We start from the raw sequence: 25,813 nt of genomic DNA on the forward strand, positions 1-25,813 counted from the left end.
ATGGCGCGAAGACAACGCGTACTTCGAAAAGGACGTGGAGATCTGACAGGACACAGGGATCTGACGGGACACACGGATCTGACGGGACACAGGGTTCTGACGGGAGCGGGGGATCTGATGGGACGCGGAGATCTGATGACGGGAGGCGTCGACCTCGTACGCCGCCCCGAGCTCATCTCGCTGACCGGCCGGCAGAAGGAACAGGTGCGCGATCGGGCGCACCGCGACCGGAAGACCTGCACCGGCTGCGGCTCCGGGGAGTTCGTGGTGGGCGACGCCCTCTATCTGGGCTACCTGTTCCGCAGCGAGCCTCTGGACGCGTACATGATCGCGCTCACCTGCGCGAACTCCTCGTGCCCGGACCCGTACAACGGGATCACGCTGCACGGGCCCGAGTTCCTGCCGTCCCCGTGAACCGTCCCTCGAAAGAGGCGCGGCGCGCCGCCTCAGCTCACCTGTCGGCCGCGTCCCCGAGCGGGACGGTCGGCCGGGCGATGCCCAGCCGTTCCATCGCCGGCAAGGTGTCCCGCAGGGCGGCGCGCAGCGTGTCATAGCGGGCCCGCTCATCCGACGTCAGGCCACCTCGCCGGTAGTAATGGTCCAGGCGTGGGAGCCGGCCCGCCAGCAGCGTCCCCCACCGGATGCTGAAGTCGTAGACCTGCGCCTGGTCCGCCGACGCCTGCGGGTCGTCCGCGAGCGCGCGCAGCGCCTCGACCTCATCGAACAGCATGTCGAGGTCCGCGCTGGCGCCCGCGATTCGCTGCTCCCCGTTCACGAGTTCGTCGTTCAATGAACCCACCTCGTCCCCCATGACGTCCCCTGATGCCCCATATGACGCGCCCCCGCCCGTCGCGTTCAACTCGTCCCCGGGCACTCTCGAACGTACCCCAACGACTGCCGCGACGCGCCGCGTCATCGCTGCTCAGAAGCCTGGTGGTGCCGCGACCAGTGTGAAGGATGAGTGACTGAAGGGATGGTGGGGAATTCCTTCCGCTGTGCCGATGAAAAGGTTTAGAGATTTTTACCTTTCGACCCGGTTTATTGCGCTAAGAGTGCTTTCAGCGCATGGCAACCTGTTTGTTATGCGTGACGGAAAAGTTCGATTTACTGTCTGTGCCGGCCTGCTCGCGGCGGTGACCGGGTTCACCGGGATCGCGACCCCCGCGCACGCCCAGTCCTCGTACGCCCAGTCCTCGTACACCCAGCTCTCGCACGCCTCATCGGCCGCCCACACCCTGACCGTCGCCAACGACCCGCCGGACGTCTACGGGCGCGCCGCCTACCTGCTCGACGCCACGACCGGCGAGGCCCTGCTCACCGGGAACGCCGGACGGCGCATGCCGGTGGCCAGCCTCACCAAGGTGATGACCGCATACGTCGTGCTTCGTGAGGCCGACCCGGCGGACAAAGTCAAGATCATTCGCGAGGACGTCGAGTACGCCGAGAACAACGACGGCTCGGCGGCCGACCTGCGCCCCGGCGACCGGCTCGCCGTCGGGGACCTGCTCTACGCGCTGATGCTCCCCTCGGGGGCGGACGCGGCACACGCGCTCGCCCGCACCTACGGCCCCGGGATCGCCGGCTTCACCGCCAAGATGAACGCCGCCGCCCGCGAGCTCGGGCTGCGCGACACGAAGTACCTCAACGCCGACGGACTGCCCACGCCCAAGGGGCAGGGCGGCGTGTCCACCGCACAGGACCAGGCGAAGCTCGCCGAGGTCGCGCTGCGCGACCCCAGATTGGAAGAGGTCACCTCGACCCGTCGTCACCACGTCGACAGGACCGAGGATCACCGCGCGTACACGTGGACCAACACCAACGGTCTGCTCGGCTCGCGAGGGGTGATCGGACTGAAGACCGGTTTCACCCGGGCGGCGGGCTACTGCCTCACCTTCGCCGCCGACCGCGACGGCCACCGCCTGATCGGTGTCATCCTCGGAGAGCGGCAGTCGGGACGGCGCTTCCAGACCGCCCGCGCGCTGCTGAACTGGGCCGAGGACAACATGACGGCGGACAACATGACGGAGGGCCACATGACGGAGGGCGAGGCGGCGGCCTAGGTCGGGTTTCGACCTGAGCCGCACGCCCCGCCCCCCTTTTTTTCGGTCAGCTCAGCCGTGCGGGCTGAGCGGGGTCAAACGGGTCAGACCCGCTGCCACAGAGCCGGCACGTTCGACGGCTCCCAGCCCGTGAGGGCGGTGTGCGCCTGCACGCACCGGTAGGTGGCGCCGCCGTAGGTGACCTGGTCGCCCGCCTTGTAGCTGGTGCCGGCCTTCCAGGTCCCACCGGGCTGGCTCGGGGGCTGGCTGGGCTGGGTCGGCGGCTGGCTGGGCTGGGTGGGCGGGGTGCTCGGCTCGGTCGGCGGCTGGGTCGGCGGGGTGCCGCCCCCGCCGCCGATCTGCACGTCGACGCAGGAGTAGAACGCGTTGGGCGTGTCGGCGACGTTCCAGACGGCGATGACCTTCTGGCGCCCGCTGTAGCCGCTCAGGTTCACGTTGTGCGTGACCGTCGCGCCCGGCTGCTTGCCGCCGCCGCTGAACGACGCGATCTTGCGGCCGGCGATGTAGTAGTCCCACGTGCTGGTGGCGTGGCGGGCGGTGAACGTCCAGGTGAAGCTGGCCGAGCTACCGACGCTCGTGGCGCGCCAGCCCTTGCTGTCGTCGCCGAGCGGGGCCCACCGCGAGTCACCGGCGGTGCAGTTCAGCTGGCCCTTCGGGCCCTCGACGCTCTGCGGCTCGTACTGGATGTTGCCGCAGCCCGACACGACGCCCTGGGCGCACTGCGCCTGCCGGCTCATCGGCGACGACACGTAGCCGTGCGCGCTCGCCGGAGAGGCGAAGAACACGCCGGCTCCGATCGCGAGAGACGCCGTCGACACGAAGGTCAACGTCTTCCGCATGTGTTGCTCCTTCCGCTGGGGGGGTGGAGCAAATATAAAAGAAAGTTTCCTATCAGTAAAGCCCCAGTCATCGTCCCCGCTCAGGAGGTGTAAGCAACCTCGTGCCGACTCAGCCCACCGCGGCGAGCGCGTCGATCTCCACCAGCATCGACTCGTGCGGCAGGCCCACGAACACCGTCGTACGGCACGGCAGCACGCCGCTCGGGCAGTTCTCCCTGACGAACTCGCCGTACGCCTCGTTCATCGGAGCGAAGTCCTCGCGCTTGGTGAGGTAGACGCGGAACATCAGCACGTCCTCGACGCTCGCGCCGCCCGCGGTGAGGATCGCCTTGACGTTCTCCAGCGTCCTGCGGGTCTGCGCCCTGACGTCGCCGGGGTGCAGGTACTCCCCGGTGGCCGGGTCCTGCGGTCCCTGGCCGGACACCTGCAGCAGCGGCCCCTTGCGCACGCCCTGCGAGAACACCCAGGCCGGGGCGGGAGCGCCATCGGTCAGGATCGCCTGCTTGTCTGACATGTCATGCTTCCTTTCACTCATGAATCACCGTCGAGAGGCCCGGCCAGACCGGGACAGTCGATGCCCGCCGCGCTCACCCTGATCCGCGCCCACTGCTCGGGCGAGCACGCGAGCAGCCGCGCGCGCAGCCCCGGCGGCGGCGGGGGAGCGTGGTCGTCCGGCACGACCAGCGTGCCCGCGGCCATCAGATGCCCCAGCCGGAGACGTTCGCGCAGGCCGAGACCGCGCAGCGTGCCGGCCAGGAAGCCGGCGGCGAACGCGTCCCCCGCACCCATCGGCTCCACCACCTCGACCGCGAGCGCCGGCTCGCTGACCACGCCGTCCACGCCGTCCACGCCTTCCGGGGCGGTACGGCACAGTGCGATCGCGGCCCGCGCGCCGTCCTTCACCACGATCGTGTCCGGTCCGGGAAGCAGCTCGCGCAGCTCGGCCGGGTCACCCGTGCCCAGCACCTCGGCCGCCTCGTCGGAGCCGACCAGCACGATGTCGGCGGCGTCGAGCAGCCGTAGCAGCAGCCGCCGCAGCAGGCCCGGGTCGCGGCCGCGCCACAGTGACGGCCGCCAGTTCAGGTCGAAGCTGACCACCGACTGCCCGCGACGCGGCCGGGCCAGCAGCGCGTCCAGCAGGGCCAGGCAGTCGTCCGACAGCGCGGCGGTGATCCCGGACAGGTGGACGAGATCGGCGGCCTCCAGCAGCCGGGCGGCCGCGGGATCGTCGAGCAGGCCGGGCCCGAGCGCCGAGGCGGCCGAACCGGACCGGTAGTACCGCGGGATCGTGACGCCACCCGCGGTCTCCTTGACGTACAGCCCGGTCGGCCGCACGGGGTCGACGGCGACCGCGCTGGTGTCCACCCCGGCGGCCGCGACCGAGGCCAGCACATAACGGCCGAACGCGTCGTCGCCGACCCGGCTCACCCACGCGGCCGGGACGCCGAGGGACACGAGTCCGCGGGCGACGTTGGACTCCGCGCCGCCCATTCCGCGATGGAAGGTCGCCACGTCCTCCATCGGGCCCGTGTTCTTGGTCGAACGCAGTGCCGCCGGAACGAGCACGGCCATCGATTCGCCCACGCACACCGCCGAGAGCCCTGCCACGCCGCTTCCCCCGCCTCCGCTAGTGTCTTGCGCAAACGCCGTCCCGCATCCTATGCGGTTGATCAATGAGTTTGGAATGATCTTCAAGAACGCGACCGTCGTCGACGGGACCGGAGCCGGGCCGTACGTCGCCGACGTGGCCGTGAGGGACGGCCGAATCAGCGAGATCGGCGCGAGCGGCGCGAGCGGCACGGCCGCCGCGGGCGGGGCCGTCGTGGACGCGACCGGCCTGGTCCTCGCGCCGGGGTTCATCGACATGCACGCCCACTCCGATCTGGCGCTGCTGACCGAGCCCGACCACCTGGCCAAGGTGAGCCAGGGCGTGACCTGCGAGGTGCTCGGCCAGGACGGGCTGTCGTACGCCCCGGCCGACGACGCGACGCTCGACCGGCTGCGCCGTCAGCTCGCCGGCTGGAACGGCGACCCCGACGGCTTCGACTGGGACTGGCGGACGGTGGGGGAGTACCTCGACCGCCTCGACGAGGGCATCGCGGTGAACGCCTGCTATCTCGTCCCCCAGGGCACCGTCCGGGCGCTGGTGGTGGGCTGGGACGACCGGCCCGCCACGGACACCGAGCTGGCCGAGCAGAAGCGGGTGGTCGCGCGGGCGATGGACGACGGCGCCGTCGGCATGTCCACCGGCCTCACCTACACCCCCGGCATGTACGCCGGCACCGACGAGCTGGCCGAGCTGTGCGAGGTCGTCGCGGCGCACGGCGGGTTCCACGCGACGCACCACCGGTCGTACGGCAGAGGCGCCCTGGAGGCGTACGCGGAGATGATCGAGGTGTCGCGGCGGTCCGGCTGCCCGCTGCATCTGGCGCACGCGACCATGAACTTCAACGTCAACAAGGGGCGGGCGGGGGAGCTGCTCGGCCTGCTCGACAACGCCCTCGCGGCCGGCTGCGACATCACCCTGGACAGCTATCCCTACCTGCCGGGCTCGACCACGCTGGCCGCGCTGCTGCCCAGCTGGGCGTCGGCGGGCGGGCCGGGCGCCACGCTGGAACGGCTGCGCGACCCCGCCGTCTGCGACCGCGTCCGGCACGTCCTGGAGGTCGACGGCTCCGACGGCTGCCACGGCGTGCCGGTGGAGTGGGACACGCTGCGGATCTCCGGCGCCCGCTCGGCCGCGCTGGCCGGCCGCGTCGGCACACACGTGCGCGACTTCGAGGACTTCCGCCGGCTGCTGATCGACGACGAGCTCGGGATCACGATCGTGCAGTTCGTCGGCGACGAGGAGAACGTCCAGACGATCATGCGGCATCCCGCGCATACCGGCGGCAGCGACGGGCTGCTGGCGGGCGCGAAACCGCATCCCCGGGCGTGGGGCGCCTTTCCCCGCTATCTCGCCCGGTACGTCCGCGAGTTGGGCGTGCTCACCCTGCCCGAGTGCGTCGCGCATCTCACGGGCCGCCCCGCCCGGCGGCTCGGCCTGCGCGACCGGGGCCTGATCCGGGCCGGCTACCACGCCGACCTGGTGCTGTTCGATCCGGAGTCGGTGCGTGACACCGCCACGTTCGACGACCCCCGCAGGCAGGCCGAGGGCATCTCCCACGTGCTCGTGGGCGGCGTCCCGGTGATCCGGGACGGCCGCCACACCGGCGCGCTGCCCGGTCGGGCGCTGCGCCGTACGAGCTCGGGCACGGTCGCTGTTCGATCGGGCCCCGCTTGATCGAGCCCTGTTCGACGAGCTCTATTTGATCGATCCGGCGGTGAGGCCGGAGACGACCTTCCGCTCGATCAGTGCGAAGAGGATGATGACCGGGATCGTGGCGATCACCGAGCCGGCGAACAGGCTCTGCCAGTCGACCTGGTACTGGCCGATGTAGGAGTTGAGCGCCACGGTCAGCGGCTGCTTCTCCGGCGTGGTGGTCAGGGTCAGCGCGACCACGAACTCGTTCCAGGCCGCGATGAACGTGAAGATCAGCGCGGTGACGACACCCGGCAGCGCGAGCGGCAGGGTGATCCGGAACAGGACGCCGAATCTGCCCGACCCGTCCATGGACGCCGCCTCCTCCAGCTCGCGCGGGATCGAGGCGAAGTAGGCGTGCAGGATCCACACGGCGAAGGCCAGGTTGAAGCCGCCGTTGACGAGGATCAGCGACCAGACCGAGTCGACCATCCCGAACTGGAAGAACTCCCGGTAGATGCCGACCAGCATCGCCGTGGGCTGGAACATCTGCGTGATCAGCACCAGGAACAGGAACACCATGCGGCCGCGGAAGTTGTGCCGGGCCGAGTAGTACGCCGCGGGCAGGGCGACCAGCAGCACCAGGATCGTCGACCCGGCCGCCACCTCCAGGGTGACCAGGAGGTTGCCGGCCAGCCCACCGGACCAGAAGTCGACGAAGGCGCCCCAGTTGAAGGAGTCCGGCAGGTAGACGGCCTCGCGCTGCTGCTCCTTCGGCCGCAGCGCCGCGATGATCATCTCCAGGTACGGGAAGATGAAGATGAACGCGATCACGTACGCGCTCGCGGCGAGCAGCACCTGCTTGAGCGACGCCGGAGCGCGCCGGGGGGACTGGCGGCGCCGGGAGCCGGCCGGAGAGCGGGTCATCGGGGCACCTCGGTCTTCCACTTGCTGACCTTCAGGAAGATCGCCACCAGCACGATCACCATGCCGAAGTTCACCACCGACATCGCGGCGGACTCGCCGATGTCGGAACCCTTGAGGATGTACATGAAGATCGTGGACGTGGCGGTCGAATAGCCGGGCTGGCCGTGCGTCATCACCCAGATGATCGGGAAGTTGTTGAAGACGTTCATCACGTTGATGAGCGCCGCCACGGTCAGCGCGGGGCGCAGCAGCGGCAGCGTCACCGACCAGTACGTCCGCCACGTGCTCGCGCCGTCCATCTTCGCCGCCTCGTACACGTCGGCCGGGATCGTCGCCAGCCCGGCGAGCAGCGCGTACGTCGTGAACGGCACCGAGACGAACACGGCGACGGCGATCAGCCACGGCATCGCGGTCGACGCGGCGCCCAGCGGGTCGGCGGCGGCGCCACCGAGCTCGTCGAGCAGACCGAGGTCCCGCCGCACCATGTTGATCAGTCCGACCTCGGGGTCGAGCATCCACTTGAACATGATCGACGTCATCACCACCGAGGCGGCCCACGGCGCGATCAACGCCCAGCGCGTGACCCGGCGGCCGGGGAAGCGCTGGTTGAACAGCTGGGCGAGGCCGAGTGAGATCAGGACCGTGAGGGCGACCACCGCCACCACCCAGACCACGCTGCGGATCATCACTCCGCCGAAGTCGGCCTCGTCGAACAGTTTGGCGTAGTTGCCGGCGCCGTTCGAGCCCTGCACGACGCCGAACCGGCTGATCTTCAGGAACGACGACCGGATCATCTCGATGACCGGCCAGACGACCACGACGGCGATCAGCACCATCGCCGGACCGATCCAGGCGAGGGGCTCCAGCCTGCGGGCCACCTGTTTGAAGGTGGGCTTCTGCTGCATAGATTCTCTGCTTCCGGGAGAAAGAGGTACGGCCCGCGCCTGGAGTGTGTCCCGGCGCGAGCCGTAACCGTGGGTCAGCTGCCCTCGGCGACCTTCTGGATCTCGCCCAGCACCTTGGCGGGGTCACCGCTGATGGCGCTGCCGATCGTCTGCTTGATCGCGGTGTTCACCTCGGACCACTTGGGGTCGGTGAACGGGTAGAACGTGGCGTTCGGCAGGGCGTCGAGGAACGGCTTGAGCTTCTCGTCGGAGGAGAGCTTCTCGATGCCCGACTTCGTCACCGGCAGCAGCTTGTAGGTGTCGCTGATCTTCTGCACGGCGGACGAGGCGTAGAAGAAGTCGAAGAACTTCCTGATCTGCTCCTGGTGGCCGTTCTTGTTGAAGGCCATGATCCAGTCTTCCACGCCGAGCGTGGTGTCCATCGGGCCGGTCTTGCCGGGGATGGCGGCGACGCCGTAGTTGGTGAGGCCGGCGCTCTCGAAGATCGGAATCGACATGGGGCCGCCGTTGACCATGCCGACCTTGCCTGCCCCGAAGTCCTCCCAGACCGTCTTGCGGTCCTTGGTGCCGGGGTTCGGCGTGGTCAGGCCCGCGTCGTGCAGCCCCTTCATGAAGGTGAACGTCTCGACGTTCTGCGGCGAGTTGATCGCCCACTTGCCCGAGTCGTCCTTGTAGCCGCCGCCGTTGCCCATGAACCACAGGAACGACTCGCCCTGCGCCTCCTCCTGGCCGAGCGGCAGGCCGAACGGCTGGGAGACCCCCGCCTTCTTGAGCTTCTCCGCGTCGGCCTTCAGCTCGTCCCAGGTCTTGGGCGGCTCGGCGATCCCGGCCTTCTCGAACAGGTCCTTGTTGTAGAACAGCGCCCGGGCCGAGGAGACGAACGGGATGCCGTACGCCGCACCGTCCACCTTGCCGAACTCGGCGAACTTCTCCAGCAGGTCGGACTGGGTGTTCGGGGAGAGCACCTCGTCGACCTTGTAGAGCAGCCCGTCCTTGACGAAGCCGGAGTAGTCGCCCGTCTGCAGGATGTCCGGCACCTGGCCGTTCTGCACCATCGTGGCGACCTGCTTGTCGATGTCGTTCCAGTTGATGACCTGGACGTCGACCTTGATGTCGGGGTTGGCGGCCTGGAACTCGTCCACCACGCCCTTCCAGAACTTGTCACCGCTGTTGTCCGCGGTCGGGCCGTCGCCGTAGTCGGCGGCGACCATCTTCAGCGTGACCGGGCCGCCGGCGGCCTTGTCGCCGCCGGAGTTGCCGTCGCTGCTGTCGTTTCCTGATCCGCAGGCGGACAGGGCCAGCACGGCCGCCAGGCCGATCGTGGCCGCGCCCGCGATCCTCTTGCTCATCTGATAACCACCTCGAAGCTGACTGGTCTGTACCGGTCGGATGACAGGTGGCGGACAAACCTTTGATCCGCACTCTCGAGAGCCAGAGTAAACAGCAGACAAAGGGCTGGTCTATACCGGGAAATATCGGATTCACAACGACGGAGTGACGTTCTCGGATCGCCGGTCTATACCAGCGAGAACCAGTCCTCTCTGGAGAGAGGAGGCGCGGATCAGAGGATCTGCGCGACGACGCGCAGAAGTACCATGTTTCGCGCATATTCAAACGTCACAGTTGCATGAATGAACAGTCCCCCCTCCTCAAGATCACGGGTGGTGGGTGGACGGGGATGGTCAGGCCTCGATGACGTCGACGCCCGCCCGGGTGAACGCCTTGACGATCTCGGGGGTCGCGTCGCGGTCGGTGACCAGGGTGTCGATGGCGTCGCACGAGCAGATCCGGGCGAACGCCCGCGTGCCCAGCTTGGAGGAATCGGTCACGACGATGACGTGCCGTGCCTGGGCCGCCATCAGCCGGTTGATGCCGGCCTCGCCCTCGTGGTGGGCGAACGCCCCGCGTTCCGGGTCGAGGGCGTCCACGCCGAGGATCGCGTAGTCGAGCGTGATCCCCTGCAGCACGCCGTCGGCCAGCGAGCCGATCAGCTCGTAGGAGGCCGGCAGCGCGACCCCTCCGGTGACCACCAGCTTGACGTGTCTGCGTACGACGAGCTCGTTCGCGATGTTCAGCGCGTTCGTCACCACGGTGAGGCCGGGCTCCCCGCTGGGCGGGCCGGGGTCGGCGCGGCTCGCGAGGCTCCTGGCGACCTCGGTGGTGGTCGTCCCGCCGTTCAGTCCGACGATCGAGCCCGGTGGGACCAGGGCGGCGGCCGCCGCCGCGATGCGGTGCTTCTCCGGGGCGTGCCGGGCCGCCTTGTACTGCAGCGGCAGGTCATAGGAGATCGCGTTGACCACCGCGCCGCCGCGTGTGCGCGTCAGCATCTGCTGTCGGCTCAGATGATCAAGGTCACGCCTGATGGTGGCGGCGGACACGCCCAGCTCGGCCGCGACGGCCTCGACCTCCACCTTGCCGTCTCTCGCGAGGATCGCGAGCAGCGCGTTCCACCGTTCGTGGCTCGTCATCGGTTCGTTCCCTCTCCCCGGTCGCTGTAAAGCGTAGCCAACACCACGACTTGCACATATTTGAGTGCTAGTGGCATCTTATGAGCAGAAATGCGCATAAGGAGGCGTCTGTTGACACACGTCCTGGAGGAGATCGCCAGCCAGCCCGACTGCTGGCGCAGGGCACTCGACCTCGGGGCGGGCAGCCCCGAGGGCCTGCCCCTGCCCGGTGAGCGCGTGGCGGTGATCGGCTGCGGCACCTCGCTCTATATGGCCCAGGCGTACGCCGCGCTGCGTGAGCGTGCGGGCCAGGGCGAGACCGACGCCTGGGCCGCCTCCGAGCTGCCCGCCCGCCGCTATGACCGGATCGTGGCGATCACCCGCTCCGGGACCACGACCGAGATCCTCGACGTGCTGGGCGCGGTGGACGGCGGGACGCCCACGGCCGCCATCACGGCGGATTCCGCAACCCCCGTCGCCGGCCTGGCCGGCACGCTGATCACCCTGGACTTCGCCGACGAGCGTTCGGTGGTGCAGACCCGCTTCGCGACGAGCTCCCTGGCCCTGCTCCGCGCCCACCTCGGCGAGGCCCCCGCCGACCTGCCCGAGCAGGCCGAGCGTGCGCTGGCGGCCGACCTGCCGGAGAGAGCCGTCTCCCGCCGCCAGTTCACCTTCCTCGGCAGCGGCTGGAGCAACGGCGTCGCCGCCGAGGCCGCGCTCAAGCTACGCGAGGCCGCGCTGGCCTGGTCGGAGTCCTACCCCGCCATGGAGTATCGCCACGGGCCGATCAGCATCGCCGACGAGGGCAGCCTGGTCTGGTTCTTCGGCGGGGCGGACGGGCTGCTCGACCAGGTGGTCCGTACCGGAGCCGCGACCACCGTGGCCGCCCTCGACCCGCTCGCCGACCTGGTACGGGCCCAGCGCCTCGCCGTGGAGCTGGCCCGCTCGCGCGGTCTCGACCCCGACAGCCCGCGCAACCTCACCCGTTCCGTGATCCTCGATCAGCCGTGATCCTCACGGTCACCCTCAACGCCGCGCTGGACGTGACCTACGAGGTGGCGGAGCTGGTGCCGGGCGGCACGCACCGCGCGAGCGCCGTACACGAGCGGGCCGGCGGGAAGGGCGTGAACGTCGCCCGCGTGCTCACCGCGCTCGGCCGTGACCGGGTCCTGGCCACCGGCCTCGCCGGCGGCCCGGCCGGAGCCGAGATCACCCGGGAGCTCGCCGCGGCCGGCATCCCGGCCCGGTTCGCCCCGATCGCGGGCGACTCCCGGCGGACCGTCACGATCGTCGCGTCCGGCGACGCCACGGTGTTCAACGAGCCCGGACCGGTCGTCACGGACGGGGAGTGGCACGGGTTCCGCGAGCGCTTCCGCGCGCTGTGCGGTGAGGCAGAGGTGGCCGTGCTGTCGGGCAGCCTGCCGCCCGGCGTGCCCCGGGACGCGTACGCCCAGCTCACGACCGACGCCCGCGCGCGCGGCGTCCGCGTTTTGCTCGACGCGGACGGCGAGGCGCTGCGGCTCGGGCTGGCCGCCCGGCCCGACGTCGCCAAGCCGAACGCGGCCGAGCTGGCCCGTGTCGCCGGCCCCGGCCCGGTGGCCGAGGCCGCGCGGTCGCTCCTCGCGAACGGGCCCGGCGCCGTGGTGGTCTCGCGCGGAGCCGACGGCCTGCTGGCCGTCACCTCCGCGGGGACCTGGTCGGTACGGCCGCCCCGGCCGCTGTCGGGCAATCCCACCGGCGCCGGGGACGCCGTGGCCGCCGCGCTGGCCCGGGCCCTGCGCGGCACCGCTCCGCTCGACCGTGCCGCCCCGGTCGATTGGCCGGCCGTGCTCGCCGACGCCGCGGCCCTGTCGGCCGCCGCCGTGCTCGCCCCCGTCGCCGGGGACGTCGACCTCGCCGCCTACCGCACGTTCCTCCAGGAGATCTCATGCCACTCGCCACGACAGCCTCGATAGTCGCCGCCGCCCCCGCCGGGGTGTGCGCCTTCAACATCATCACCCTGGAGCACGCCGAGGCCGTCGCGCTGGCCGCCGAGCGGACCGGCACCCCGGTGATCCTGCAGGTCAGCGAGAACGCCGTACGGTTCCACCTCGGCAGACTGCGGCCGATCGCCGATGCCGCACGCGCCGTCGCCGCCGCGGCCTCGGTGCCCGTCGCGCTCCATCTCGACCACGTCACCGACGACGGGCTGCTGCATGAGGCGGCCGACGCCGGGTTCAGCTCGGTCATGTACGACGCGTCGCGGGAGCCGTACGAGATGAACGTGGCCCGGACCCGGGCCGCGGCGGACTGGGCGCACGGATGCGGGCTGTGGCTGGAGGCCGAGCTCGGCGAGGTCGGCGGCAAGGACGGCGCGCACGCGCCGGGGGTACGGACCGACCCGGGCGAGGCGGCCGCCTTCGTCGCCGCGACCGGGGTCGACGCCCTCGCGGTCGCCGTGGGCAGCTCCCACGCCATGACCACCCGGGAGGCGAGGCTGGACCACGACCTGATCGCGGCGCTGCGCGAGGCGCTCGCGGTGCCGCTGGTGCTGCACGGCTCCTCCGGCGTACCCGACGACGAGCTGCGCCGCGCCGTCGCGGCGGGCATGAAGAAGATCAATATCGGTACCGCGCTGAACATCGCGTTCACCGCGGCGATCGAGGGGTCCGCTTACAGGGGCGCGGATCCCCGCCCCCGCCTCACCGCCGCCCGGGACCGCATGGCCGAAGCGGCCGCCCACCTCCTCGCCACCGTCTCCGGCGTCGCCCACGAGTGTCGTACTGCTTCATGAGGTGGGTTCACGTGGGCCGCCCTTGTGCCGGCGACGAGGGTCAGCTCATGGATCGGCCGGCCGATTTGAGTCCGGTTTCCATATCGGCTATGAAGTGCTGCCACGAGGAGACGTCCGTGATGGGGCCGGATGGGTCGATCCGTTCGAGAAGCAGTCGCCGATGCTGTGAGAAGCGTTGATTGAACTTTTCGAGCTTCCGTCCGGACAGGCCAGACGCGAGGGCCAGCTTCTCCTTCAGGACGGTCTTGGGATCAGGGACAGACTCGACCTTATTCGGCGAGGGGAGATTGAGCCGCATCTTGCCGTTCGGGTTCCCCGCGATGGTTCTCAGCTCTGCCTCGTCCATCAACAACCAGGCCTCGGTCATGCGCACAGGCACGATGGCCGCGTGGGCTGTTCCGGGAGCGTGTGTCTGGATCGCGGTCGCGATCTCTGTCAGGCGCACCTGCCGGCCATCGCGATCGGCGTCACGATGAACGGCGATGAGTTCGTACTCGCCATCGATATCGAGGACCGCGCGAAGCTTGTCGCTCACCGCACGACCAGGAGGTTTGGGAAGGCGGCTGAGGTCGGGATCGGTGACTGCGATGTCGATGCCGAGCCTTGCGGCGATGACTTCGATCTGCGGGATGATCCCGCTGTCGCTTGTTCCCTCCCCCAAGAAGAGCACGCGAACCGTCACGCGATCTCCAAACGCAGATTGGCGCCGGGAGGCGTCGTCAGGTAGGGAAGGATGTCCGCCTTGGTCACGGGCACGGTTTCGCCCAGACGTCCACGCCATGAACCCGCCAGGGGACGAAGCCGCAGGGCGTGCGCCATGCGGCTGTCCGGCATCTGTTTGATCGTGGAGTCGGCGAACAGCAGATCGTCGGGCCGGACCAACTGGACGATCGCCGGAGAATGCGTGTTGATGATGACCTGGCGGAATGGGTTGTCCTCACCCGGCTCCTCCATGGGATCTACCGCGAGATCCTCGACGAGGCTCACCATGGCTTCCAGATTGCCCGGGTGAATGCCGTTTTCCGGTTCCTCCATGCAAATGAGGCCGGTCACGGAGGGGTCTTCCAGAAGTACGCACAGGGCGAGGAAGCGCAGCGTGCCCTCGGACAGACTTCGGGCCGGCAGGGTGAGGCCGCTCGCTTCCCGAAGCTGGACGGACAGCAACTCTCGGACATCGTCCTGATCTACCCGGAGACTGCGTACCTTGAGCCCGTCGAGATCGGCAAGACGATTGGCCACCCTGGAGTACACGCGCTCGGGGTCTGAATCAGGGTCACGATGGGCGATGCGGTAGAGAGCGCCCGGAAGATGGCGCCCGGTGCTGTCCATCGACCTTGGATCGACATAACGGTCAGATGTCCGCAGTGCCGAGGGTTCCAGGGCGAGGCGACGCCATGACTGCATCTCTCTGCGGGCGGCCAGGATGGTGGGATCGTCGTTGCTGGTCACTGTACTTACAACGGTGGCAGGCGCCCGAGACGCCGCGGCCGGTTTCGGCTGTCCTCTGCTTCCCCCATCCTGATGAATTCGGATAATCGGCTGACCGTCCTCGATTGAGGTCGAGATGAACGCGGTGCCGCTCCGGCGGCCCTTCAGAACGGTGTTGCGGAACTTGGCGGTGCTGTGGGGGAACTTGAGTCGCTGGGGAGCCTCTCGGAGGCTGATGTGCCGGAGATTCTCCTCAAGCAGCGTCAAACGACCGATCTTCTCTATTCCGGCTGGAGGGACATAGCCCAGCGCGAGCTCATATCGCAGAAATGAGATAGTCGGGATGGCGATCCGGCCGAAGTCGTCTTCCGTTTCGAGAGGAACGACCATTTCGGCGGCGAAGCGGATTCGATGGCTCTTCGATGCATAGCCGTTCCAGAAGAGGTCGCGCGGGTCGCCGAGACGTTCACCGCGAACACCTCTCACCTCCTGCGCGGCGTCCAGCAGTGACCTGTCCGCCAGCAGGCTGAGGAACTGGATGGCATCGAACACGTTCGACTTGCCGGTGCCGTTCTCCCCGGCGATGCATGTGAAAGCGCCGAAGTCTGCTCGGAGGCCGATAAGGTTCTTGAAACCGTCAACCTCTAGCCGTGTCAACATCGCTTCCTCCCCCGACCAGCATCGCATACCCGATCGGCCGCAACGGTCGATCTTCACCCTGTCATGCGGCCCAGATGGCGAGTGCATCGCCGCGTGTCATCCGCCGCCGGGGGTGAGGCGGACGCCGGTCACCGCGAACCGTTCGACCTCGGCGATGTGACCGCCGGTGCTGACGACGAGCGTCACCGTCTGGCCGGGCGTCGCGTGGAACGCGAGGGTGGCCGACCAGGGCTGGTCGGTGCCGCCCGCCTGCACGGGACCGGATTCGCCGAGCGCATCCTCACTCGCCGGGTGGCGGGCCTGGACGCGGATGCTCTCGTCCACGCCGGTGATCCGTCCGCCGGCCTGCACCGGTGATGCCACGCTGGCGCCGTACGCGGGGGTGGTGAGGGAGAGCGTGGTGTCGTCGGTGCCCACCACCTCCCACGGCGCGTCGGCCTCGTCGCCGAACTTCACCAGGTGGAGCACGGCGGCGGTCATCGCGCGTCCGCCCTCCTCACCGCGGAACCCGACGGCCACGCGGGCGTGTGTCCCCTTGACGGTGCGGCTGATCACCCGGTCGATGTCCTTGAACCCCAGGTAGCCCTGGGTGAAGCTCAGCGCGGTCTGGTCGGCGTCGAGATGCCAGGGCTGGTGGCCGCCGGAACGGTAGGAGAGCGTCCAGGACCGCGCCTGCGCATGGTCGGCGAACGGCCACAGCGGCTGGTAGCGGCCCGCCACCAGGGAAGCATCGTCATTGGGGGAGGAGCTCGGCCCGGTGGCGCCGCCGGTGCCCGGGCTGTCGGCGGGCGTGGCGGTCGCCGACGCGCCGGGCCCTGTCTGTCCGGGCACTGTCCGTCCGGGCGGCATCCCCTCCTCGGGGGACTTCTCCGCCGCGCCGCAGGCGGACGCGAGCAGGCAGAGCGCGGCCAGGGCCGTCATCGTCCTCCGGTGTCCGTTGCGCAGTGTCATGAATCGTCAGCCCTCCGCCGATCGCTTCTCATCAGTGCAGCACAGCCGCGACCCTGCCACCCAGCCGATCGGAAAATCCGCTCACCCCGATCGACTGAAAAATCTACATCGTAAAGGGGTCGTGATGGGAAACGCACACAAAACGACGTGGCGGGTCCTCGTCCCGGCCAACGGGAGCAACATCGTCCACGACACGATGGTCCCGGTAGCGTCGCGAGCCCGGAGCACGGAAGAAGGGAACGGCATGCGACGCATGGGTCTCGATCGGCGGGCGGCGTCATGAAGTACGCGATGAAGTACGCGGTGCTGGCGCCGGTCGCCGCGAACACGACCGCCGACCCCGAGTGGATCAGCGGCTTCGCCCGGCACGCCGAGGGGTGCGGGTTCGAGTCCATCGTGGTCGTCGAGCACGCGGTGGTGATGAGCGGCTATTCGAGCGTCTACCCCTATGACAAGTCGGGGAAGATGGAGCTCAAGGACGACTGCGACATCCCGGATCCGCTTGACCTGCTGGCCTTCCTGGCCGGGCGGACGGACCGCATCGGCCTGGCCACCGGGGTCCTGGTCCTGCCCAACCACCATCCCGTCGTGCTGGCCAAGCGACTCGCCACGGTCGACGCCCTGTCCGGCGGGAGGTTGCGGCTGTGCGTCGGCATGGGCTGGATGAAGGAGGAGATCGAGGCCTGCGGCGCCGACTTCGCCAGCCGGGGCCGCCGGGCGAACGAGCAGATCCAGGTGCTGCGCGCGCTGTGGGCGGACAGGTCCGCGGCGGGGGTCGGCTTCCACGGGGAGTTCTTCGACTTCGACGGGGCGATGTGCTACCCCAAGCCGGTTCAGCCGAACGGAGTGCCGATCCACATCGGCGGCCACAGCGTGGCGGCGGCGCGCCGGGCCGGCCGGTACGGCGACGGCCTGCAACCGCTCGGCGTGGTGGGCGACGAACTGCGGAAGCTGGTCGAGGTGATGCGCACCGAGGCCGAGCGGGCCGGCCGTGACCCGGACGCTCTCGCCCTCACCCTCGGCCACCTCGTATCCCGCGTCACGCCGGAGAAGGCCGAGTCGCTGGCCGCCCTCGGCGCGAACCGGATCCTGCTGTCGCCCACGCCGACATCGGACCTGGGCGCGGCCAAGGACGAGCTGTCGGCCTGCGCCGAGCGTCTCGGACTCACCTCGCATGCTCAGCGGTGACGACCGGACCGAGCTCGCCGACCTGGTCGCCCGGTACGCCCTGCTGGCCGACGAGCGGGACATCGCGGCGCTGACCGGTCTGTTCACCGGGGACGGCGTGCTCGTCCTGCCCGATCCGCCGGGCACGCTCGAGCCGGTCATCGTCCGGCGGGGGCACGAGGAGATCGCCGGCGCGATGTCCGCCCTGGGGGCGATGGCGTTGACCTTCCACGCGCTCGCCGGTCAGGTCTTCGACGCCGGGCCCGAGCCGGGATCGGCCGTCGGCCGGGTGGCCTGCGTCGCACATCATCTGTCGGAGCGGGCCGGCGGGCCGTCGGACCTGGTGTGGCACCTGCGCTACGCCGACGACTACCGGCGCGAGGGCGGCGCCTGGCGGATCGCCCGCCGGGCCGTACGGATCGACTGGATCGAGACCGGGCCGGTACGCCGCATGCGCGGGCAGGACGTGAGGGAAAGCCGGAAAGAAGGAGCATGATGACCACGTCAGGGGAGAGCCGAGCCTCGAGCAGGGTCTCGGTGGTGACCGGCGGGGCGCTGGGGATCGGCGGCGCGGTCAGCCGCCGCCTCGCCCGGCGGGGCGACCTGGTGGTGCTGGCCGACATCGACGCCGAGGCGGCCGAGCGGACCCGCCTGGACATCGAGGCGGCCGGGGGACGCTGCGTGGTGGTCGCCGGTGACGCGAGCGACGACGACGTGGTCGAGCGCGTGCTCGACACCGCGCTGGCGGCCGGTGACGGCCGCGTCGACGTGCTGGTGAACAACGTGGGTGACTTCCGCCCGGCGTCGAAGACGTTCCTGCACAGCAGGCCCGGCCAGTGGCAGCGCCTGTACGAGCTGAACCTGCTGCACGTGTTCAAGATGAGCCACGCCGTCCTGCCCGTCATGGTGGAACGGCGCTCCGGATGCGTCGTCAACAACTCCACCGTGGAGGCGTTCCGCGGCATCCCGGGGCATGCCGTCTACTCCGCCTACAACGCCGGGGTCTCGGCGTTCACCAAAAGCCTCGCCGTGGAGGTGGGGCAGTACGGCGTGCGGGTCAACGCGATCGCGCCGGACCTGGCCGACACCGAGCAGACGCCGGCGAGTGCGATGCTGCGCGGCCGCGACCCCGGACTGATCCCGCTGTGGATCCCGCTCGGCCGGTACGGCGAGCCCGACGACTACGCCGCCGTCGTGGAGTTCCTCGCCTCCGACGAGGCCCGCTTCGTCACCGGCCACACGATCCCGGTGGACGGCGGGACGCTGGCCGCGTCCGGATGGTACGGCCGCAAGGACCGCAAGGGCTGGACGAACATGCCGAACGAGCCCTGAGCGGAGCCAACGTGAAACGGGCCCCCGGGAAGGGGCCCGTCCCACGTTCCGTGCCGGGTGTCGCCCCGGCCTGTCATCGCTATTCCGTCGGGATGCCGCTCACGAGCAGCTCGGGCGACTCGGTCCGGCCGTCGAGCACCCGGCCGGTGCGGGCGGTGACCCGCCAGCCGTCCGGTCCCCGGCGCAGCCGCCAGTGGTTGGCGGTCGCCCGGCGGACCCGGAAATCGCCGGGGCCCCCCTCACGGGCCGCCCCGTTCAGCACCATGAGGGAGTAGCAGACGGCGACCGCCTCGTCGCCGTTCACCGTGACGTGGGGCGCGCCGATGAAGTGCGCGCATCCGCCGGCGATCCAGCCCTGGTGCCGGTCGGACCCGACCATCGCGGCGATCTCGTCCTGCCCGGTCATCACCAACTCGTCCACGTCGTACACACCGTCGCGCTCCCACAGCCCGGCGACGGCTTCGGCGCTGCCGCTGTCGACGAGCGGGCCGTAGGAGAGGATCAACCGGGTGATCTCCAGCTCGTCCTCGACCGCGCGCGTGCGCTCCTCCAGCCTGGCCAGCCGCTGCTCGATGTCCCTGTTGTCAGTCATCCGCGTCTCCGAAAACGATTCCGATCTTGGTGCCGAGGGCGTGCAGCGCCTCGAGTTGCTCGCAGTAGTGGCCGGCCGACTCGGCGGCCACGTGAACGCCGGCGATGGTCGCGCCCGCCTCGCGCACCGCCCCGAGCGCGCGCTCGGCGGCCTCCGGCGATCCTGACGGGTCGAGCGGGCGCCCGGGGCCGAGCACGATGTCGAAGCCGTCGGGCAGGCCCGCCTGGCGGACCATCGCCGACAGCGTGTCCAGGGGGAGGCCGAACGGGACCCAGCCGTCGCCGTGGGTCACCGCCCGTCGCAGCGAGCGCGCGGTCCGGCCGCCGATCCACAGCGGGACGCGTTCCTGCACCGCGTGCGGTTCCACCACGAAGCCGGCGAAGTCGTAGAACTCGCCGTGGAACTCCGGGACGCGCCGGCCCAGGGCCGCGCGTAGCGCGGCGATGGCCTCGTCGGCACGCGCGCCGCGACCCTCGAAGGGGGCGCCGAGCAGCTCGAACTCCTCCTTGAGGCTTCCCACGCCCAGACCCAGGACGAGCCGGCCGCCGCTGACGCGGTCGAGCGTGCCGTACCGCTTGGCGATCGCGAGGGGGTGATGGTAGCCGAGAACGAGCACCTTGGTGGCCAGCCGGATGCGCGTGGTGCGCGCGGCGAGGTAGCCGAGCGTGGCCAGCGGGTCCCAGTAGGCGCCGCCGCGCTGCTCGGCCGCCTCGACCGGGACGGCGACGTGCTCGCTGCAGGTGATGTGGTGATAGCCCAGCCGGTCGGCCGTCTCGGCGACCTGTCCGATCTCCTCGATCCCCGCCGTTCGCTCCCACTCCGCGCTCACGCTCGGTTGCCGCACCACCACCGGGGTGGTGATCCCGATCCTCATGCCTGTCCCCCTCTGCCGACGTCACCAGAAATCTTTCTAGTTGCGACCGGAGAGTTCATACCGGGGGTCCCGCTGACTGGAATCGGACATCTAGTAGCATTTCGGGTGCTTCGATGGGGCTTCCCTCCGTCGGGTCTCGTTGCTACATTCCAATACAAGAATTCGTTTCAGTTTTGGGGGTGCGATGACCGCTGCCAGCGTCATGTCCGAGTCGCCGGCGCCCGCACAGCGGGAGCTGCCGCCGTCGATGGTCGAGCGGATGACCCTGATCCTGGACGCGTTCCCGGGCCGCTCCACCCGTCTCACCCTGGAGGACGTGGCGGGAGTCACCCGCCTGCCGCGCTCCACCGCTCACCGGATCCTGGACCAGTTGGTGCGGTTGAACTGGCTCGAGCACAGTTCGTACGGCTACAGCCTGGGTTCACGCGCGCTCGGGCTCGGCGGCCGGGACGGCGGCCACGGCGAGATCAGGGAGGCGGCGGCTCCGCTGCTGCACAGCCTGCAGATCAGGACGGGGATGGTCGTCCACCTGGCGGTCCTCGACGACGCCGAAGTCTTCTACCTCGACAAGGTGGGCGGGCGGTTCGCCCTGTCGGTGCCCTCCCGCGTCGGCGGCCGGGCGCCGGCCCACTCGACCGCGCTGGGCAAGGCCATCCTCGCCTGGCTGGAGCCCGAGCAGGTCGACAGCGCGATCGGCGGGCGCATCAGCCGGCTGACCAACCGGACGATCGGCGACATCGCCACCCTGCACCAGGAGCTGAACCGGATCCGGCGGCGCCGGGGCCTGGCCTTCGAACGGGGGGAGTGCTTCCCCAGCATCTCCTGTGTGGCGGCCGCCATCCGCGGCCCCGAGGGGCCGGTGGCGAGCATCTCCCTGGTCGGCGAGGCGCGCACCCCGCTGGAGAAGGTCGCACCGCTCGTGGTCGACGCGGCACGGCAGGCGTCACTGGCCCTCTTCCCCGATCTGGCCACCCAGCGGCGGAGCCGTCCGGGGAGCCGGGTGCCGCACCGGGCACCGGAGCAGACGTGGTCGCCCGAGGCCATGAACCGGCTTCTCGAGGCCGGCCAGAACGGTGACTGGAGGTAGCTGCGCCGCCCGGCCGCCGACGAGGCCCCGGCGGGGGAGGCGGCCCGCCCCGCCTCCCGGGACCCCCTCCCCGGGGCTTACCCCCAGCGGTCGCCCCAGCCCCACAGGTTCGGCCCCAGCTGCGGCTCGTCGAGCCCGAAGCGGCCGCGGTAGAAGACCAGCGGCCGTCCCTCACCGGTCGTCTCCAACTCCATGACATGGCCGAAGACCACGTCATGGTCTCCGGCCACGTGCACGTCGTACACCTCGGCGTGGATCCGTACGAGCACGCCCCGCAGCGCGGGGACCCCCCAGCGGGACACGTCCCACTCGAGCCCGTCGAACTTCTTGCCCTTGCTGGAGCCGAACCGGTTGCAGACGTCGACCTGGTGCTCGGCCAGCACGTTCACACAGAAGAGGCCCGACTTCCTGATCCGCGGCCAGGTGCGGCCGCCGCGGTCGGCGCAGAACAGCACCAGTGGCGGCTCGAGGGAGACCGAGGCGAACGACTGGCAGGCGAAACCCACCGGTTCGCCGTCGTCGATGCCGGTCACCACGGTCACCCCGCTGGCGAACATCCCCATCGCCCGCCGGAACTCCAGCGGCGTGGGCGGAGCCACCTCCACGGACTCGTCGACCGCCACATCGATAGGGCCTGCCGTCAGCGCGGACTCGGTGGACTCGACTGCCATGCGTTCACCTCGCGTTGCCATCGCACCCGCCGCCGTGGCGGATCTCCTGTCTTGAACCTACAAAGCGCCCCGCGACGTGCCGGAGGGCGGATCCCGTTGAGTGGAAGGCTTTCCGGGAGCCGGGCATTCCCGTCGCACCATCACAGGCCGCCCAGACGGGGGAGGGCGGCGACATCCCGCTCATCGGGATGCTCGCTATGGCGGCACGCCACCGTTGGTTACGTTCCCCGAAGCTGACATTTCTCTGACTGGGGCGGAAGATGACCACCGAGTTGACCCGTGAATCGACGTTGACCTACGAGTCGACGTCGCGTGAACTCGCGACGGATCAGGGCGTGCTGCGCTACCACGAGGCCGGTGAAGGCCCGCCGCTGCTGCTCCTGCACGGCTCGGGGCCCGGCGTCACCGGCTGGCGCAACTTCCGCGGCAACCTCGCCACGTTCGCCGAGCACTTCCGCTGTCTCATCCTGGAGTTCCCCGGGTTCGGGGTCAGCGACCCGACATCCGAGCACCCGATGGTCGCCGCGAGGTCGGCGGTGATCCGCTTCCTCGACGGCCTCGGTCTGCGGCAGGTCGACGTGATCGGCAACTCCATGGGCGGGTTCGTGGGCACCGACGTGGCGATCGCCCATCCCGACCGGGTGCGCCGGCTGGTCACGATCGGCGGCATGGGCAGGAACATCTTCAGCCCCGCCCCGGGCGAGGGCGTCAAGCTGCTGACGGAGTTCACCGACGACCCCACCCGCGAGCGGCTCGTCCGATGGCTCCACTCCATGGTCTACAACCCGGCGATGGTGACCGAGGAACTGATCGAGGAGCGCTGGGCCCTGGCGACCGAGCCCGAGACGCTGGCCGCGGCCAAGCGCATGTACGGCTCGGCCGCGTTCGCCGCCAACATGGCCGCCCAGGCGGCCTCCACCACCCCGCCGTCATGGGCGATGCTGCACAAGCTGAAGGCCAGGACGCTGCTCACGTGGGGCCGCGACGACCGGGTCAGCCCCGTCGACATGGCGCTGCTGCCCATGCGCATGATCCCCGACGTCGAGGTGCACATCTTCCCCAACTGCGGGCACTGGGTCATGATCGAGCAGAAGGCGGCCTGGGAGAGCGCCGTGCTGGCCTTCCTCACCAGGAAGGACGGCGAGTGAGCGCGCACTGGGACGAGGAGTTCGACCTGGTCGTGGTCGGCAGCGGCGGCGGCGGCATGACGGCCGCGCTGGCCGCGCACGACAGCGGGCTGTCGGTCATCGTCGTCGAGAAGGGCTCGATGTACGGCGGCAGCACCGGGATCTCCGGCGGGGGGATCTGGATCCCCAACAACCCGACCCTGCGGGCCAAGGGGCACGACGACAGCCGCGAGTCCGTCCGCCGCTACCTCGAGCTGATCACCGAGGGGCGGGTCCCGTCGGCCCGGCTGGAGGCGTACGTCGACAACGGCCCGGCGGCGATGGAGCTGCTCGGCAGGAGCAAGTGGATGCGCTTCTTCTGGGTGAAGGGCTACGCCGACTACCACCCCGAGCTGGAGGGCGGCCGGCCGCTCGGCCGGACCATCGAGGCGCTGCCGTTCGACACCCGCAACCTGCGGGAGGACGAGCGGTTCCAGCGTCCCAACAGCATGAAAGGCCCGCTCGGCCTGTGGATCACCGCCAAGGACTACCACGACCTGGCCATGGTGAAGCGCACCTGGCGCGGCCGCTGGGCCTCGGTCGTCGCGGCCTGGCGGGTGTCGTCCAACGTGATCCGCCGGCGGCACATGGCCACCGGCGGGCGGGCGCTGGTCGCCCGGCTGCGGATGGCGATGAAGGACGCCGGGATCCCGCTGTGGCTGAAAACGCCGATGACCGGCCTGGTCACCGACGCGAGCGGCGCCGTCGCCGGCATCACCGCCGAGCGCGACGGCACGCCCGTCCGCATCCGCGGCAGGTACGGCGTGCTGCTGGCCACCGGCGGCTTCGACCACAACCAGCAGATGCGCGAGAAGTACCTGCCGGAGGGCGGCCGGGCCGACTTCGGCATGGGCGCCAGGGAGAACACCGGCGACGGCATCCTGGCCGGCGAGCGGGTCGGCGCGGCCCTGGACCTGATGGACGACGCCTGGTGGATGCCGGCCGTGCAGCACCCGGCGGGGGCGACGATCCCGCTGGTGTCGGAGCGCTCCATCCCGCCGTCGGTCATCGTCTCGGCCGAGGGCAGGAGGTTCACCAACGAGTCGGCGCCGTACGTGAACTTCGTCCACGACCAGCTCGAGGGCGGGCACGTGCCCGCGTGGTTCGTGATGGACGCCAAGGCCCGCTCCCGCTACCCGTTCGCCCAGATCCTGCCCGGGGCGCCGATCCCGAAGGCGTTCTACGACAAGGGCCTGGCCTTCCGGGCCGACACGATCGCCGAGCTCGCCGCCAAGATCAGTGTGCCGGCCGGCGCGCTGACCGAGACCATCGAGCGCTTCAACGGGTTCGCCCGGACCGGCAAGGACGGCGACTTCGGCCGCGGCGACAGCGCCTACGACCGCTACTACGGCGACCCCACGCTGAAGAACCCGACCATGGACCTCATCGACAGGGCGCCGTTCTACGCCTTCCGGATCGAGGCCGGCGACCTCGGCACCAAGGGCGGGCTGGTCTGCGACGAGCACAGCCGGGTGCTGCGCGCCGACGGCTCGGCGATCGAGGGCCTGTACGCCACGGGCAACGTCTCGGCCTCGGTGATGGGCAACGAGTACGCCGGGGCGGGCGCCACGATCGGTCCCTCGATCGTCTTCGGGTACATCGCCGCCCGGCACGCGGCGGCGGTGCGATCGGGTGCGGGTGTGGCCTGAGATGTCGCCGCAGTTGAAGGTCCGGGTCGTCGAGGTCATCAAGGAGACCCCGGACGCCCACTCCCTCGTGCTCGAACCCGCCGACGGGGACCACGCCAGGTTCGGCTACAAGCCCGGACAGTTCCTGACCATCCGGGTGCCGACCACCCGCCCAGAGGGGGCGGCCCGCTGCTACTCGCTCAGCAGTTCACCCGTCTGCGGTGAGAAGCTCAAGGTGACGGTCAAGCGGACCAGGGACGGCTACGGCTCGAACTGGATCTGCGACAACGTCACCGAGGGCGACGTGCTGGAGGTGCTGCGCCCCTCCGGGACGTTCACCCCCGCCTCACTCGACGAGGACCTGCTGCTGTTCGCGGCGGGCAGCGGCGTCACGCCGGTCATGTCGATCCTCAAGTCCTGCCTGCGCGCCGGGAAGGGGAGCGTCACCCTCGTCTACGCCAACCGGGACGAGAGCTCGGTCATCTTCCGCGAAGAGCTGATCGCGCTGGCCGGCCAGCACGGCGAGCGGCTGACCGTCGTCCACTGGCTGGAGTCGGTGCAGGGCCTGCCCACCGCGGCCGCGCTGGCCGCCCTGGCCGGGCCGTACGCGGCACGTGAGGCGTTCGTCTGCGGTCCCGGGCCGTTCATGGACCTGGTCACCGAGGCGCTGACCGGTCTGGGGGTTCCCGACCGGCGGATCAGGGTCGAGCGGTTCGAGTCGCTGACCGGCGACCCGTTCGCCGACTCCGACGTGGTCATCGACTCCGCCGGACCCACGGCCACGGTTGAGGTCACGCTCGACGGTGAGACCCGCACCCTGGACTGGCCCAAGGGCAACACGCTGCTCGACGTGATGCTGGCCGCCGGGATGGACGCTCCGTACTCCTGCCGTGAGGGGTCGTGCAGCGCCTGCGCCTGCGTCCTGCTCGACGGCGAGGTCACGCTGGAGCGCAACACGATCCTCGACGCGCAGGACCTCGCCGAGGGCCTCATCCTCGGCTGCCAGGCCGTCCCGGTCACCGACCAAATCAAGATCAGCTATGACGACTGAGACCCACCCGGGAG

The 25,813-nt window shown here is 70.1% G+C and carries 27 protein-coding genes; 13 read left to right on the plus strand and 14 right to left on the minus strand.

Translation table 11 applies throughout. From position 1 onward, the window contains the following. The first annotated feature begins 135 nt into the window (after positions 1–135). Complete coding sequence (locus Mth01_RS17955) at positions 136–414, plus strand: hypothetical protein (RefSeq protein ID WP_204017032.1); 279 nt, start codon at positions 136–138, stop codon at positions 412–414. Positions 415–451: 37 nt separating this feature from the next. On the opposite strand, the gene Mth01_RS17960 is transcribed toward Mth01_RS17955, so the two are convergent. Continuing rightward, positions 452–790, minus strand: a complete 339-nt coding sequence (locus Mth01_RS17960) for a hypothetical protein (RefSeq protein ID WP_204017033.1) — start codon at positions 788–790, stop codon at positions 452–454. 292 nt (positions 791–1,082) lie between these two features. On the opposite strand from Mth01_RS17960, the gene Mth01_RS17965 reads away from it, so the two are divergent. Next, positions 1,083–2,060 (plus strand): D-alanyl-D-alanine carboxypeptidase family protein, encoded by a 978-nt coding sequence (locus tag Mth01_RS17965; protein ID WP_204017034.1) that lies wholly within the window; start codon positions 1,083–1,085, stop codon positions 2,058–2,060. An 83-nt stretch (positions 2,061–2,143) separates the two neighbouring features. On the opposite strand, the gene Mth01_RS17970 is transcribed toward Mth01_RS17965, so the two are convergent. From Mth01_RS17970 to Mth01_RS17980, 3 genes are all read right to left on the minus strand, one after another. Continuing rightward, a complete protein-coding gene (locus tag Mth01_RS17970) occupies positions 2,144–2,899 on the minus strand; it encodes a lytic polysaccharide monooxygenase (protein ID WP_204017035.1) in 756 nt (251 codons plus the stop codon). A 109-nt stretch (positions 2,900–3,008) separates the two neighbouring features. Next, positions 3,009–3,413: a RidA family protein gene (locus Mth01_RS17975; protein ID WP_204017036.1), complete on the minus strand. Its 405-nt coding sequence runs from the start codon at positions 3,411–3,413 to the stop codon at positions 3,009–3,011. A 17-nt stretch (positions 3,414–3,430) separates the two neighbouring features. Further along, a complete protein-coding gene (locus Mth01_RS17980; protein WP_239089778.1) occupies positions 3,431–4,507 on the minus strand; it encodes a sugar kinase in 1,077 nt (358 codons plus the stop codon). A 76-nt stretch (positions 4,508–4,583) separates the two neighbouring features. On the opposite strand from Mth01_RS17980, the gene Mth01_RS17985 reads away from it, so the two are divergent. Further along, positions 4,584–6,182, plus strand: a complete 1,599-nt coding sequence (locus Mth01_RS17985; RefSeq protein ID WP_204017037.1) for an N-acyl-D-amino-acid deacylase family protein — start codon at positions 4,584–4,586, stop codon at positions 6,180–6,182. A 21-nt stretch (positions 6,183–6,203) separates the two neighbouring features. Here the strand turns inward: Mth01_RS17985 and Mth01_RS17990 are convergent, their stop codons facing one another. The 4 genes from Mth01_RS17990 to Mth01_RS18005 form a co-directional block, all read right to left on the minus strand. Beyond that, complete coding sequence (locus Mth01_RS17990; RefSeq protein WP_204017038.1) at positions 6,204–7,067, minus strand: carbohydrate ABC transporter permease; 864 nt, start codon at positions 7,065–7,067, stop codon at positions 6,204–6,206. Further along, entirely contained in the window at positions 7,064–7,972 is a 909-nt protein-coding gene (locus tag Mth01_RS17995; protein ID WP_204017039.1) for a carbohydrate ABC transporter permease, read from the minus strand. The genes Mth01_RS17990 and Mth01_RS17995 overlap by 4 nt, the downstream gene beginning before the upstream one ends. Positions 7,973–8,046: 74 nt before the next feature. Continuing rightward, positions 8,047–9,321, minus strand: coding sequence for an extracellular solute-binding protein (locus Mth01_RS18000; protein ID WP_204017040.1), 1,275 nt, complete (start codon positions 9,319–9,321; stop codon positions 8,047–8,049). Positions 9,322–9,654: 333 nt separating this feature from the next. Beyond that, complete coding sequence (locus tag Mth01_RS18005) at positions 9,655–10,440, minus strand: DeoR/GlpR family DNA-binding transcription regulator (protein WP_204017041.1); 786 nt, start codon at positions 10,438–10,440, stop codon at positions 9,655–9,657. 111 nt (positions 10,441–10,551) lie between these two features. Between Mth01_RS18005 and Mth01_RS18010 the strand changes: the two genes are divergently transcribed. Genes Mth01_RS18010 through Mth01_RS18020 form a run of 3 tightly spaced genes read left to right on the plus strand, consistent with a single transcriptional unit; the run spans position 10,552 to position 13,192 of the window. Further along, positions 10,552–11,430, plus strand: a complete 879-nt coding sequence (locus Mth01_RS18010) for an SIS domain-containing protein (RefSeq protein WP_239089779.1) — start codon at positions 10,552–10,554, stop codon at positions 11,428–11,430. Next, positions 11,427–12,374 (plus strand): 1-phosphofructokinase family hexose kinase, encoded by a 948-nt coding sequence (locus tag Mth01_RS18015; protein WP_204017043.1) that lies wholly within the window; start codon positions 11,427–11,429, stop codon positions 12,372–12,374. Before Mth01_RS18010 ends, Mth01_RS18015 begins: the two co-directional genes overlap by 4 nt. Continuing rightward, positions 12,347–13,192: a class II fructose-bisphosphate aldolase gene (locus Mth01_RS18020; protein WP_204017044.1), complete on the plus strand. Its 846-nt coding sequence runs from the start codon at positions 12,347–12,349 to the stop codon at positions 13,190–13,192. The genes Mth01_RS18015 and Mth01_RS18020 overlap by 28 nt, the downstream gene beginning before the upstream one ends. 40 nt (positions 13,193–13,232) lie before the next feature. On the opposite strand, the gene Mth01_RS18025 is transcribed toward Mth01_RS18020, so the two are convergent. From Mth01_RS18025 to Mth01_RS18035, 3 genes are all read right to left on the minus strand, one after another. Then, complete coding sequence (locus tag Mth01_RS18025) at positions 13,233–13,874, minus strand: hypothetical protein (RefSeq protein WP_204017045.1); 642 nt, start codon at positions 13,872–13,874, stop codon at positions 13,233–13,235. After that, positions 13,871–15,280 carry an AAA family ATPase gene (locus Mth01_RS18030; protein WP_204017046.1) on the minus strand — a complete coding sequence of 470 codons (1,410 nt, stop codon included), beginning with the start codon at positions 15,278–15,280 and terminating at the stop codon, positions 13,871–13,873. The genes Mth01_RS18025 and Mth01_RS18030 overlap by 4 nt, the downstream gene beginning before the upstream one ends. A 96-nt stretch (positions 15,281–15,376) precedes the next feature. Then, positions 15,377–16,231: a hypothetical protein gene (locus Mth01_RS18035; RefSeq protein ID WP_204017047.1), complete on the minus strand. Its 855-nt coding sequence runs from the start codon at positions 16,229–16,231 to the stop codon at positions 15,377–15,379. 279 nt (positions 16,232–16,510) lie between these two features. Here Mth01_RS18035 and Mth01_RS18040 point away from each other — a divergent pair, with 279 nt between their 5' ends. The 3 genes from Mth01_RS18040 to Mth01_RS18050 are packed head-to-tail and all read left to right on the plus strand — an operon-like array spanning position 16,511 to position 18,730. Continuing rightward, positions 16,511–17,419 carry an LLM class F420-dependent oxidoreductase gene (locus Mth01_RS18040; protein WP_239089780.1) on the plus strand — a complete coding sequence of 303 codons (909 nt, stop codon included), beginning with the start codon at positions 16,511–16,513 and terminating at the stop codon, positions 17,417–17,419. Then, the gene (locus Mth01_RS18045; RefSeq protein ID WP_204017048.1) at positions 17,406–17,894 is read left to right on the plus strand and encodes a nuclear transport factor 2 family protein; all 489 of its coding nucleotides are present in this window, start codon (positions 17,406–17,408) and stop codon (positions 17,892–17,894) included. Before Mth01_RS18040 ends, Mth01_RS18045 begins: the two co-directional genes overlap by 14 nt. Continuing rightward, positions 17,894–18,730, plus strand: a complete 837-nt coding sequence (locus Mth01_RS18050; RefSeq protein ID WP_204017049.1) for an SDR family NAD(P)-dependent oxidoreductase — start codon at positions 17,894–17,896, stop codon at positions 18,728–18,730. Before Mth01_RS18045 ends, Mth01_RS18050 begins: the two co-directional genes overlap by 1 nt. 79 nt (positions 18,731–18,809) lie before the next feature. On the opposite strand, the gene Mth01_RS18055 is transcribed toward Mth01_RS18050, so the two are convergent. Next, entirely contained in the window at positions 18,810–19,322 is a 513-nt protein-coding gene (locus tag Mth01_RS18055; protein WP_204017050.1) for a nuclear transport factor 2 family protein, read from the minus strand. Beyond that, positions 19,315–20,196, minus strand: a complete 882-nt coding sequence (locus Mth01_RS18060) for an LLM class F420-dependent oxidoreductase (RefSeq protein ID WP_204017051.1) — start codon at positions 20,194–20,196, stop codon at positions 19,315–19,317. The genes Mth01_RS18055 and Mth01_RS18060 overlap by 8 nt, the downstream gene beginning before the upstream one ends. A gap of 184 nt (positions 20,197–20,380) precedes the next feature. Here Mth01_RS18060 and Mth01_RS18065 point away from each other — a divergent pair, with 184 nt between their 5' ends. After that, positions 20,381–21,283 carry an IclR family transcriptional regulator gene (locus Mth01_RS18065; protein WP_239089781.1) on the plus strand — a complete coding sequence of 301 codons (903 nt, stop codon included), beginning with the start codon at positions 20,381–20,383 and terminating at the stop codon, positions 21,281–21,283. A gap of 77 nt (positions 21,284–21,360) precedes the next feature. Here Mth01_RS18065 and Mth01_RS18070 read toward each other — a convergent pair whose 3' ends face one another. Next, positions 21,361–21,954, minus strand: coding sequence for a flavin reductase family protein (locus Mth01_RS18070; RefSeq protein ID WP_204017052.1), 594 nt, complete (start codon positions 21,952–21,954; stop codon positions 21,361–21,363). 260 nt (positions 21,955–22,214) lie between these two features. Here Mth01_RS18070 and Mth01_RS18075 point away from each other — a divergent pair, with 260 nt between their 5' ends. Genes Mth01_RS18075 through Mth01_RS18085 form a run of 3 tightly spaced genes read left to right on the plus strand, consistent with a single transcriptional unit; the run spans position 22,215 to position 25,799 of the window. Beyond that, a complete protein-coding gene (locus tag Mth01_RS18075; protein ID WP_204017053.1) occupies positions 22,215–23,102 on the plus strand; it encodes an alpha/beta fold hydrolase in 888 nt (295 codons plus the stop codon). Beyond that, positions 23,099–24,769, plus strand: a complete 1,671-nt coding sequence (locus Mth01_RS18080) for an FAD-binding protein (RefSeq protein ID WP_204017054.1) — start codon at positions 23,099–23,101, stop codon at positions 24,767–24,769. Before Mth01_RS18075 ends, Mth01_RS18080 begins: the two co-directional genes overlap by 4 nt. 1 nt (position 24,770) lies before the next feature. Beyond that, the gene (locus tag Mth01_RS18085; protein ID WP_204017055.1) at positions 24,771–25,799 is read left to right on the plus strand and encodes a ferredoxin--NADP reductase; all 1,029 of its coding nucleotides are present in this window, start codon (positions 24,771–24,773) and stop codon (positions 25,797–25,799) included. Positions 25,800–25,813 lie beyond the last annotated feature (14 nt).

This window comes from Sphaerimonospora thailandensis (assembly GCF_016863115.1).
GTDB classification, from domain to species: Bacteria; Actinomycetota; Actinomycetes; order Streptosporangiales; family Streptosporangiaceae; genus Sphaerimonospora; species Sphaerimonospora cavernae.

Coding starts and splice junctions, on each gene's coding strand:
- Mth01_RS17955 (WP_204017032.1), top strand. CDS start 136: ATGACGGGAGGCGTCGACCTCGTACGCCGCCCCGAGCTCATCTCGCTG.
- Mth01_RS17965 (WP_204017034.1), top strand. CDS start 1,083: ATGCGTGACGGAAAAGTTCGATTTACTGTCTGTGCCGGCCTGCTCGCG.
- Mth01_RS17970 (WP_204017035.1), bottom strand. CDS start 2,899: ATGCGGAAGACGTTGACCTTCGTGTCGACGGCGTCTCTCGCGATCGGA.
- Mth01_RS17975 (WP_204017036.1), bottom strand. CDS start 3,413: ATGTCAGACAAGCAGGCGATCCTGACCGATGGCGCTCCCGCCCCGGCC.
- Mth01_RS17985 (WP_204017037.1), top strand. CDS start 4,584: ATGATCTTCAAGAACGCGACCGTCGTCGACGGGACCGGAGCCGGGCCG.
- Mth01_RS17990 (WP_204017038.1), bottom strand. CDS start 7,067: ATGACCCGCTCTCCGGCCGGCTCCCGGCGCCGCCAGTCCCCCCGGCGC.
- Mth01_RS17995 (WP_204017039.1), bottom strand. CDS start 7,972: ATGCAGCAGAAGCCCACCTTCAAACAGGTGGCCCGCAGGCTGGAGCCC.
- Mth01_RS18000 (WP_204017040.1), bottom strand. CDS start 9,321: ATGAGCAAGAGGATCGCGGGCGCGGCCACGATCGGCCTGGCGGCCGTG.
- Mth01_RS18005 (WP_204017041.1), bottom strand. CDS start 10,440: ATGACGAGCCACGAACGGTGGAACGCGCTGCTCGCGATCCTCGCGAGA.
- Mth01_RS18020 (WP_204017044.1), top strand. CDS start 12,347: ATGCCACTCGCCACGACAGCCTCGATAGTCGCCGCCGCCCCCGCCGGG.
- Mth01_RS18030 (WP_204017046.1), bottom strand. CDS start 15,280: ATGTTGACACGGCTAGAGGTTGACGGTTTCAAGAACCTTATCGGCCTC.
- Mth01_RS18035 (WP_204017047.1), bottom strand. CDS start 16,231: ATGACACTGCGCAACGGACACCGGAGGACGATGACGGCCCTGGCCGCG.
- Mth01_RS18040 (WP_239089780.1), top strand. CDS start 16,511: ATGAAGTACGCGATGAAGTACGCGGTGCTGGCGCCGGTCGCCGCGAAC.
- Mth01_RS18045 (WP_204017048.1), top strand. CDS start 17,406: ATGCTCAGCGGTGACGACCGGACCGAGCTCGCCGACCTGGTCGCCCGG.
- Mth01_RS18050 (WP_204017049.1), top strand. CDS start 17,894: ATGACCACGTCAGGGGAGAGCCGAGCCTCGAGCAGGGTCTCGGTGGTG.
- Mth01_RS18055 (WP_204017050.1), bottom strand. CDS start 19,322: ATGACTGACAACAGGGACATCGAGCAGCGGCTGGCCAGGCTGGAGGAG.
- Mth01_RS18060 (WP_204017051.1), bottom strand. CDS start 20,196: ATGAGGATCGGGATCACCACCCCGGTGGTGGTGCGGCAACCGAGCGTG.
- Mth01_RS18065 (WP_239089781.1), top strand. CDS start 20,381: ATGACCGCTGCCAGCGTCATGTCCGAGTCGCCGGCGCCCGCACAGCGG.
- Mth01_RS18070 (WP_204017052.1), bottom strand. CDS start 21,954: ATGGCAGTCGAGTCCACCGAGTCCGCGCTGACGGCAGGCCCTATCGAT.
- Mth01_RS18075 (WP_204017053.1), top strand. CDS start 22,215: ATGACCACCGAGTTGACCCGTGAATCGACGTTGACCTACGAGTCGACG.
- Mth01_RS18085 (WP_204017055.1), top strand. CDS start 24,771: ATGTCGCCGCAGTTGAAGGTCCGGGTCGTCGAGGTCATCAAGGAGACC.